The sequence below is a fragment of the Rathayibacter sp. AY1E2 genome (assembly GCF_002932325.1).
Lineage (GTDB): Bacteria > Actinomycetota > Actinomycetes > Actinomycetales > Microbacteriaceae > Rathayibacter.
Map to the genome: position 1 here is coordinate 1 of NZ_PSVO01000041.1, position 9250 is coordinate 9250.

The window sequence follows — 9250 nt, forward strand, 5'->3', positions numbered from 1 at the left end:
CGGGGGGCGGGGCGGGGGCGGAGGGGGTGGGCGGAGCAGGTGCATCCGGAGCGATCGGACCGGAAGCGACGGCGTCCGGAGCGTCGGCGTCCGGGGCAACGGGAGCAGCGGACTGCTCCGCTCCGCTCCCCGACGCCGCAACCAGCCGCACGTCGTCCGCGACGGCCTCCGCCTCCTCCGGGCCGGCAGCCGCGTTCAGCGCCGCGGCCGCCGCCTCCGCTCGCGCCAGGGCCTCGGCGGCCTCCGCCTGCAGTCGGCGGGCGGCCTCCAGGGCCGCGCGCGCCTCGTCCCTCGCCGAGGCGAGCCCGTCGTCGTCACTCATGGGCTCAGCCTAGGTCGGCGGCGCCGGTCAGTCCTCGCGGACGTGCCAGGACTGTCCGTACCCGCCGTCGGCCTCGGGGCGGGCCATCAGCTCGAGGAACGGGTCGGCGCTGAACGCCTCCGGCCCGAGCACTCCGGCGCCGGTCCACACGCCGGTCGCGAGGAGCTCGAGCGCGACCACCGGGTTGAGCGCCGTCTGCCAGACCACGCACTGGGTGCCGTACTCGGCCATCGTCCACTCGTTGTCGCTCACGTGGTAGAGGTACACCTCGCGGCGGGCGCCGTCCTTCGTGCCCGAGACGAAGAGGCCGGCGCAGGTCCTGCCGGTCATCCGCGGGCCGATGCCGGCGGGGTCGGGCAGGGCGGCGGCGACGACGTCGCGCGGCGAGACCTCGACGGGACCGCCGGCCGAGCGGACCCGCAGGGGCTCGGTGCTGTCGAGGCCGAGGAGGTGGAGGGTGCGCAGGACGCCGATGAACTGCTCGCCGAGGCCGTACTTGAAGGTGACCTTCTTCGCGTCGAGCCAGCGCGGCATCAGCAGCACCTCCTCGTGCTCGACGTTCACGCACTCGACCGGGCCGATGCCCTCGGGGAACTCGAACACCTCCGGCTCCGAGAAGGGGGCGGTGGTGTACCAGCCGCGGTCGCGCTCGAACACCACCGGCGGGTTCAAGCACTCCTCGATCGTGGTCCAGATGGAGAAGGACGGAGCGAAGATCTCGCGGCCGTCCGCGTCGTGCACGACGAGGTTCGCGCCGTCGCGCACTCCGAGCTCGTCGATCTCGTCGAAGAGGTGGTCGGAGGCGTAGCGGGCGAAGACGTCGGAGAGTCCTGGCTCCACGCCCATGCCCACCAGGGCGAGGCGGCCGCGGGAGGACCACTCCTCCGCCGCGGCGAACTGCTCGTCGCCGAGCTTGAGCCCCGTCAGCTCGTGGGGCTGCTCGGGGTGCGGGAGCGAGAGGCTCATCGCCATGTCGAGGTAGTCGGCCTCGGCGGCGAGCGCTCCGGCGAAGATCGTCGGGACGAAGCGCGGCTCGACGGCGTTCATCACGTGGGTCGCCCCGTGCGCGCGGGCGACGGTCTCGACGTTCTCGGCGTCGGAGGCGTCGATCCGCGCGGCGACGAAGCGGTCGTCGGCACCGTGCCGCTCCGCGATCCACGCGACCGTGCGCTCGGCCCGGGCGAGGTCGTAGTCGCAGACGATGATCTGCTCGAAGAAGGAGCGGCGCGCGGCGATCTTCGCGAAGGCGTCGCCGACGCCGCCGGCGCCGACCAGGAGGATTCTCATGGGGACACCGTAGCGACGGATCGCGTCGTCCACCATGCCGAGCACCGACGGAATCGGAGCGGGGCGCGCCTTTAGGCCACCGGATCCGTCACGGGGCGGCCCGCTCCCCCTGCTCGAGCAGGCGGAGGAAGCCGGAGAGGTGCCCGAGGCCGGTCAGCGAGGTCGGGAGCGAGGCGGCGAGCGCCGGCGAGTGCACCAGGTACGCCGCCCACTTCGCGCGCGAGACCGCGACGTTCAGGCGGTTGGGCAGGAGGAGGAACTCCATTCCGCGCGGGACGTCGGCCCCGGAGGACGCGGCGAGCGACACGATGGCGACCACCGCCTCCCTGCCCTGGAAGAGGTCGACCGTGCCGACCGGCGTCTCCTCGAGGCCCGCGGCGTCGAGGGCGGTGCGGAGGAGCCCGCCCTGGGCGTTGTAGGGCGCGACGACGATGACGTCGGCCGCGGTCAGCGTCCGCTCGCCGTGCTCGTCGGTCCAGGCGCGGCCGACGAGGGAGAGGGCGATCTCGACGACGCGCCTCGCCTCGTCCGGCGAGGAGGTGGTGTCGCCCGCGTGCTCGACCGGGACGGAGTGCACGCCGGGCTCGACCCCCTCGAGGTGGCGCACCTGCGGCGCCCGCGACCGCAGCGCGCCGTCATAGGAGAGCTCGGAGACGGCATCGGAGAGCGCCGGGTGCATCCGGTGGGTCTGCGCGAGAAAGTAGCCGTACTCGGGCGGGAGGACGTCGTGCCCGTCGGCGAGCCAGCCGAGCGCCGACTCGTCGACCGGCTCCGGGTGCGCGCCCTGGCTCACCTGGGGCAGCTGCTGCGGATCGCCGAGCAGGAGCAGCCGCTGGGCGGAGACGGCCGACGCGATCGTCGGGGCGAGCGAGAACTGCCCGGCCTCGTCGACCACCAGGAGGTCGAGCGAGCGGCGCGGCACGGTGACCGGGTTCGCGAAGGTCCAGGCGGTGCCGCCGATGACGCAGCCGCCGCCCTCCTCGAGGACCGCGGTGAGTGCCGCCGCGTTCTTCACCGGCGCCCAGGGCGCCGCCTCGAGAGCCTCGGGCGGCGTGCCGTTCTTGGGCACCTTCGCCACCCTGGAGGGATCGACGCCGCGGCCGACGACGGCGCTCAGCACGTTCTCGACCACCGAGTGCGATTGGCCGACCACGCCGATGCGCCAGCCGTGCTCATTCACCAGCCGGGCGATCACGTGGGAGCCGACGTAGGTCTTGCCGGTGCCGGGCGGACCCTGCACCGCGAGGGTCGCCCGGTCGAGTCCGAGCAGAGTGGTGACGACCGCGCCGATCACGTCGTCGCCCTGCACCGGAGCGACGGCTCCCGGCGGCACGCGGCGGAGGACGTCGAGCGCCGGGTCGGCCAGCATCGCGGGCAGCGCGTCGAGGACCTCGCCGCCCCACTCCGCGATCGCCTCGGGCTGGGGCGCGGCGCGCGGCGGCGGCGCGGGGGCGAGGGCGACCGGAGCGTCGTCGTGCGGATCCTCCCCCGCCTTCAGGCCCTCCTTGAGGAGCAGGACGATCCGCTCCCCGTCGTCGTCGACCGCGAGGATCTCGGAGCGCTCGGAGGCGCCGCGCAGACCGGGACCGGGCGAGGGCGCACCAGGGGGCGCCGGGGCCTCGTAGACCAGGTACGGCGACGAGCCGGTGCCGAGCCGGCTGCCGGGAGCGAGCCGGCCGAGGATCCGCAGCTCGCGCGACTGCGTGCGGGCGCGCGGGAGCTTCGCCCAGTCGCGGACGACCTCGACCCGGTCGATCATCACGACGTCGCGGGTGTCCGCCCACTCGTCCAGCGGCTGCCGGAGGCGGTCGAAGTGCTCCTGCCAGAAGGTCTTGGCCTCGCGGCGGTGGTAGTCGATCGCCGCGCCGGCGAGGGCGAGCGCGGTCTGGTCGGCGGTGCGCTCCCGCGGCTCGATCCCCTCGACCTGCGCCAGCAGTGCGACCGCGACCGGGTGCGGCTCGCGGGGCACGGGGATCTCGACCTCGAGCAGCGGCGGCAGCTCCTCGCGCGGCGGAGCGAGCTCCAGGAGCCAGTCGCGCAGGCGGAGCGTGGAGCGGCAGTCGTAGGCGTTGTACTCGGCGACGAGGTCGAGCCCGCGCTGCCCCTCGACAGGATCGGCCCTCTGTGCGGCGCGCGCCTCCACGTACATCTCGATGCTGTCGGCGGCGTTCGTGACACCGGACGCGTCCCGCTCCTCCTCGCCCATGTAGAGCGGCTCCAGCTTCTTGAGCGAGTAGCTGCGCGAGCCCACGCGGAGCGCCCGCCGCACCACCGGGTACAGGTCGACCAGGACGCCGTCGCGCAGGAGCGCGTCGACCTCCTCCTCGCCGACCCCGTGGCGGAGCGCGAGCGAGAGGAGGTGGCTCCGCTCGTAGGAGGCGTAGTGGTAGACGTGCATCCGGGGGTGCTCGGCCCGGCGCGCCCGCAGGAGCGCGAGGAAGTCGAGGAGCGCCCGGCGCTCGGCCGCGAGGTCGTGCGCCCAGAGCGCGGTGAAGCGCTCCTGGTCGTCGACCATGCCGAAGAGGTAGTCGAGGCCCCACTCGCGGTTGTCCTCGGTGTAGAGCGGGTCGCCCTCGAAGTCGAAGAAGAGGTCCCCCGGGTCGGGGGCGGGCAGCCCGGCGAGCACGGAGGCGTCGATCACCTCGACGGCCGGCACCGGCGAGGACTCCGACCGCAGCTGCAGCCGCGCCTGGGCGCGCAGGCCCTCGAGCGTGCCCGCGCTCAGCCCGGGGACGGGGCCGTCGTGCTCGGCGAGCGCGTCGATGGTGAGCACGCCGGCCGCCCCGAGCTTCGCCCGCTGGTCGAGCCGCATCCCGGCGACGAGGATCGGATCGCGGTGCGCCTGGACCTCGGGCGCGCAGACGGAGCAGCGTCCGCAGGAGGGGTAGCGCGGATCGCCCCACTCCAGCGGCTCGTCGGCGGCGAGGCGCTCGTCGAGCACGGCGCGGAGCCGGGCGCGCTGCACCCGCTGGACCGGGGCGACGACGGCCAGCTCGTGGCTGGTGACGGAGCCGTCACCGAGCACGAGGTGCACCTGCTCCCCCACGCGGATGCCGCGCGCCTGCATCTGCTCGGCGTAGGCGGCGAGCTGCAGCAGCGCCGGGATCTTCGCGTGCCGGGCGAGCTTGGTGTCGTAGACCTCGTAGGCGCCGTCGGCGGTGCGGAGGAGGAAGTCCGAGAAGCCCAGGAACTCGCCGTCGAAGAAGGTGGCCTGGTAGAGCACGTCGACCCCGGCGCGCATCGCCTCGACGGCCGCCTCGGCCGCCGCGGGGTAGGCGGCGGGCTCGGGGCGCTCGAACTCGAGCACCTCGTGCGTGCGCTTCAGCTCGGCGAGGAAGCGGTGCTCGTGCTCGTCGCCGAGCACCGCGGTGCGCTCGAGCATCCCGTCCCTCTCGGCCTCGAGGCGCGGCGCGCGGCCCAGCAGGGCGTCGAACCGGCGGAGGACCGCCCACTCGCAGGCCGCCCAGTTCGACAGGTCGGTGGGGCTCGTGACCACGCGGCCGGACTCCAGGTACACGCGACTCCTTCCGCGATCACCGGGCGGCGATCGGCTCCAGGCTAGGGCGCCCCTCCGACACTCGTGCGGCTGCGGCCACCACCCGCGCAACTCCGCCTCCGCGTGGCAGGCTGGGCCGATGACCCGCGCTCGCTTCGAGATCATCCCGGCCGACGACATCGGCGAGCGCGCCGCACGGGCGTTCCCGGACCCCTCCGCGGTGACGCTGACCGTGACCAGCCTGCCGAAGCACGGGACCGGGCGGACCGTGGACTGCGCGGTCGCGCTGGCCGGGCGCGGGTTCCGCGTGGTGCCCCACCTGGCGGCGCGGAACGTCGAGGGCCGCGCCGCACTCGAGCGGGTCCTCGAGCGGATGGGCGAGGCGGGGATCGACGAGGCGTTCGTGATCTCGGGCGACGCGTCCTCGGCGGCCGGCACCTACTCCACGAGCCTCGAGCTCATCCGCGACGCCCGGGAGATCTCACCCGGGCTGGCCCTGGACATCGCAGGCTATCCCGAGGGCCACCCGCACCTCTCCGACGAGAGCATCGAGCGGCACCTGCGCGAGCGCGCTCCGTTCATCCGCTCGATCGTCACGCAGATGTGCTTCGACGTCGACGCGGTGGTCCGCTACGCCGACCGGCTCCGCGAGACGGGGATCACGGCCGATCTGTGGGCGGGGGTGCCGGGGCCGGTCGAGCGCTCGCGGCTGCTGACGCTGGGCGCGCGGATCGGAGTGGGCTCCTCGCTCGGCTTCCTGAAGCGGAGCACCTCGGTGGCCGGCGGGCTCCTCCGCGGACGCCGCTTCGACCCGTCCGCGTTCGTCGCGCGCCTGGAAGCGGCGGCGGGCGACCGCCTCGCGGGCCTGCACGTCTACACCTTCAACGAGCTCGACTCCCTCGCCGCCTTCGGCTGATCGGCGAGCCTCCGCGCTCCTCGGGCGCCGATCCTCGGGGCCTCGAAGCCCTCGCAGGGAGCGCTATGCCGGTCAGGTGGTGCGGCGGATCCAGATCGGCGGGTGCGGGAGCTCGGCCTCGGTGCGCAGGCGGCCGGCGAGCGGAGCCCAGACCACGAGCGCCACGCCGATCCCGAGCAGCAGGCCGCCGACGGTGTCGCTCAGCCAGTGGGCGCCGAGGTAGGTGCGGCTCGCCATCATCGCCACGGTGTAGAGAAAGCCCGCGATCCAGACCCACAGCAGCGGGAACACCAGGGCCAGCACCATCGCCGTCGTCGCCGCGTTGGCGGTGTGGCCGGACGGGAAGGAGCCGTAGTCGCTGGTGACGAGCATGTCGGCCGGGCGGGCGCGTCCCACCAGCTCCTTGACGAGCTGGGTGGCGCCCACGCTGACCAGCGCGGCGATCGCGTAGTAGAGCGCGGCCCACCGCCTGCGGAACACCAGCAGCACGGCGACGATGCCGAGCGGGATGAGCGTCGTGCCGACGAGCCCCGCTCCGACCGTGTTCATGACGAGGGCCGGGATGTCCCAGACCGGCGAGCGGTGCTCGACGATCTCGTCCATCCACTCCACGTCGAAGCGGAAGGCCGAGGTGGGGCGGAAGGCGATCAGCACGGCGAGGAGCACCGTGAGCAGGATCGCGAGCGACGCGGAGATCAGCGGCCAGCGGCGGGAGACCCGGTGGGCCGCCTCCTTCGTCAGCAGCCGGGCGGCGACGTCGTCGGACGGCACCTGCTCGCGCATCCGCGCACGCTGGACGGCGTCGGGGCGCGCGATTCCGGGCTCGGTCGACAGGCGGTCGTCGCGGTGATCCATCCGGACATGATGCCGTCACCCGGCGTTCCCCCGCTGGGGGTTGCGGGGCGGCTCGGCCGACCGTTCGGAAGCCCGGCGTCCGTGCGCCGGGTTCGTGGCACGGTCCGACCGGCCGTGCGGATGCCCGGCCTTCCCCCGCGGGAGTCTCGCGGCGCGGCTCAGCCGGCCGCGCGGGCCAGGCGGGCGGCGCGGAGGGCGTCGAGCCGGGTCGGCTCGGAGGAGCGGGCGAGGAGCCGCGCGGCGACGGCGCTCACGCGGGAGTCGTCCGAGGCGGAGGCCCGCTCGAGGGCGGCGGCCGCGTCGGGACCGGTGATCGAGCCGAGCGCCATCACGGCCGAGACCGCGAGCGCGGAGTCGTCGCTGCCAGCGGCCCCGTCCAGCGCGTCGACGGCAGGACGCGCGTCGTCGCCCAGGTAGCCGAGTGCGGCAGCGGCGTGACGCCGGACCGGCGCGGACCCCTCGCGGAGGGCCTGCTCCAGACCGGGGACGGCCGCGGCGCCGAAGGAGGCGAGGACGTCGGTGAGCACGTTCTGCGCCTCCGCGTCGTCGTCGCCGAGCAGGCCGAGCAGGACCGGCAGGGCGCGCTCGTCGCCGAGGCGGCCCAGCGCGAAGCGGGCCTTCGCGGCGACGGCGGGCTCGGAGTCGGCGGCCAGCGGGGCGATGTCGTCGAGCGTCGCCGGGTCGAGGATCTTGCTGAGCACGTGCAGCGCCTGCGTGCGCACCCGGGGCTCGCGGCCGAGCGCCTCGCGGGCGACGGGGACGGCGGCGGAGCCGAGGCGGCCGAGCGACCAGGTGAGCACGTCGCGGACGAAGAAGTCGGGCTCCTCCCACAGGTGCGCGGCGAGGGGCTCGGCGGTGGCGGGCTCGGCGAGCTCGCCCAGGGTCATCGCCGCGCGGAGGCGGACGTCGCGGTCGGGGTCGGAGAGCTCGGCGAGCAGGGCGGAGGAGTCGCGGGAGGACATGGGAGGGGACTGTAGCAGCGGCGCTCGGGAGCGGATCCAGCGAAGGCCGGAACGCCCGGGAGGAGCCGCAGGAGCGGGGCGTGCCGGACCGCCGGGACCCGGAGCCGAGCGCTCAGTCCTGCAGCGCCGGGACGCTCCTCGGCCGGACGATCAGCCAGAGCGCCAGGATCGACACGGTCGCCGTCGCCATCATCACCACGGCCATCGGCACGGCCGAGCCGGCGCCGAAGACCCCCGAGATCGGCGACAGCAGTCCGGCGGTGCCGAAGTTCACCGCTCCGAGCAGCGACGCGGCCGTCCCCGCCTCCCGGCCGTGGTTGACCAGGCCGAGGACCTGCACGCACGGGAAGCTGAAGCCGCAGGACGCGATGAAGAACCACAGCGGGACGAGCGTGCCCCAGAGCCCCAGCCCGAGCACGTCGAAGAGGGCGATCAGGCCGGCGGAGGTGAACAGCGTCAGCGTCGTGATCGCGAGGATCCACTGCGGCCCGATCCTCCGGCTGAGGTAGGAGGACGCCTGCACGCCGAGGACGACGCCGAGCGAGTTCACGGCGAAGAGCAGCCCGTACTGCTGCGCGTCGAATCCGTAGAGGCCCTGGAACAGGAACGAGGAGCTGGAGAGGTAGGTGAACAGGCCGGCGAAGGTCATGCCCCCGATCACCGCCACTCCGAGGAACACGCGGTCGCTGAGGACGGCCCGGTAGCGCTGCACGAGCGAGCGGTGCTCGCGCTCGTGGCGGGCGGCGCGGGGCCGGGTCTCGACGACGAGCAGGCCGACGGCCGCGACGACCAGCACGCCGTAGGCGGCGAGGAAGACGAAGATCCCGCGCCAGTCCATGATCAGCAGCAGCTGGGAGCCGATGACCGGCGCGAGCACGGGCGCGAGGCCCGACACCAGGGCGAGCCGGGACAGCATCCGCACCAGCGGGCGTCCGCCGAAGAGGTCGCGGACCATCGCCATCGCGACCACGCCGCCCGCCGCCGCGCCGGCTCCCATCAGGAAGCGGAAGACGCCGAGGCTGACGATCTCGGGGGCGAGCGCCGCGCCGACGCAGGCCAGCACGTGGAGCGAGGTGGCCAGGAGGATCGGCAGGCGCCGGCCGACCGCGTCGCTCCAGGGGCCCACGACCAGCTGGCCGAGCGCGAAGCCGAGGGTCGTGCCGGTGAGGGTCAGCTGGACCGCCGCCTCCGACACGTTCAGCTCGCTCTGCAGCGCGGGGAACGCCGGCAGGTAGAGGTCGATCGTGAACGGCCCGAGGGCGGTCAGCGAGCCGAGGACGATCACGTAGACGAGGCGCTGGCGGGCCGTCAGGGCGTCGCCCGGGTGGCGGTGCACCGGGAGGGAGGCGGTCGGAGTCGAGGCGGGAGTGGACACGGAGTGCCTTCCTGCGCAGGGCGCAGCGGGGTGGGAG

General features: G+C 74.4%; 6 protein-coding genes and 1 pseudogene. 1 reads left to right on the top strand and 6 read right to left on the bottom strand.

Going from position 1 to position 9250, the window contains the following annotated elements:
• From C5C49_RS16410 to C5C49_RS16420, 3 genes and pseudogenes are all read right to left on the bottom strand, one after another.
• Positions 1-322, bottom strand: a pseudogene (locus C5C49_RS16410) (2-oxoglutarate dehydrogenase, E2 component, dihydrolipoamide succinyltransferase); the annotation flags it as partial.
• Between the two features lie 27 nt (positions 323-349).
• Positions 350-1609, bottom strand: a complete 1260-nt coding sequence (locus tag C5C49_RS16415) for a saccharopine dehydrogenase family protein (protein ID WP_104256687.1) — start codon at positions 1607-1609, stop codon at positions 350-352.
• A gap of 88 nt (positions 1610-1697) precedes the next feature.
• On the bottom strand, positions 1698-5126 hold the full coding sequence (locus C5C49_RS16420; RefSeq protein ID WP_104346605.1) for a bifunctional RecB family nuclease/DEAD/DEAH box helicase: 3429 nt from the start codon (positions 5124-5126) through the stop codon (positions 1698-1700).
• 118 nt (positions 5127-5244) lie between these two features.
• On the opposite strand from C5C49_RS16420, the gene C5C49_RS16425 reads away from it, so the two are divergent.
• The gene (locus C5C49_RS16425; protein ID WP_104251307.1) at positions 5245-6021 is read left to right on the top strand and encodes a methylenetetrahydrofolate reductase; all 777 of its coding nucleotides are present in this window, start codon (positions 5245-5247) and stop codon (positions 6019-6021) included.
• A gap of 72 nt (positions 6022-6093) precedes the next feature.
• On the opposite strand, the gene C5C49_RS16430 is transcribed toward C5C49_RS16425, so the two are convergent.
• From C5C49_RS16430 to C5C49_RS16440, 3 genes are all read right to left on the bottom strand, one after another.
• Positions 6094-6876 (bottom strand): phosphatase PAP2 family protein, encoded by a 783-nt coding sequence (locus tag C5C49_RS16430; protein WP_244229597.1) that lies wholly within the window; start codon positions 6874-6876, stop codon positions 6094-6096.
• A gap of 158 nt (positions 6877-7034) precedes the next feature.
• Positions 7035-7838: a HEAT repeat domain-containing protein gene (locus C5C49_RS16435; RefSeq protein WP_104234526.1), complete on the bottom strand. Its 804-nt coding sequence runs from the start codon at positions 7836-7838 to the stop codon at positions 7035-7037.
• 112 nt (positions 7839-7950) lie between these two features.
• Positions 7951-9213 (bottom strand): multidrug effflux MFS transporter, encoded by a 1263-nt coding sequence (locus C5C49_RS16440; RefSeq protein ID WP_104346606.1) that lies wholly within the window; start codon positions 9211-9213, stop codon positions 7951-7953.
• Between the last annotated feature and the right edge of the window lie 37 nt (positions 9214-9250).

Coding starts and splice junctions, on each gene's coding strand:
- C5C49_RS16415 (WP_104256687.1), bottom strand. CDS start 1,609: ATGAGAATCCTCCTGGTCGGCGCCGGCGGCGTCGGCGACGCCTTCGCG.
- C5C49_RS16425 (WP_104251307.1), top strand. CDS start 5,245: ATGACCCGCGCTCGCTTCGAGATCATCCCGGCCGACGACATCGGCGAG.
- C5C49_RS16430 (WP_244229597.1), bottom strand. CDS start 6,876: ATGGATCACCGCGACGACCGCCTGTCGACCGAGCCCGGAATCGCGCGC.
- C5C49_RS16435 (WP_104234526.1), bottom strand. CDS start 7,838: ATGTCCTCCCGCGACTCCTCCGCCCTGCTCGCCGAGCTCTCCGACCCC.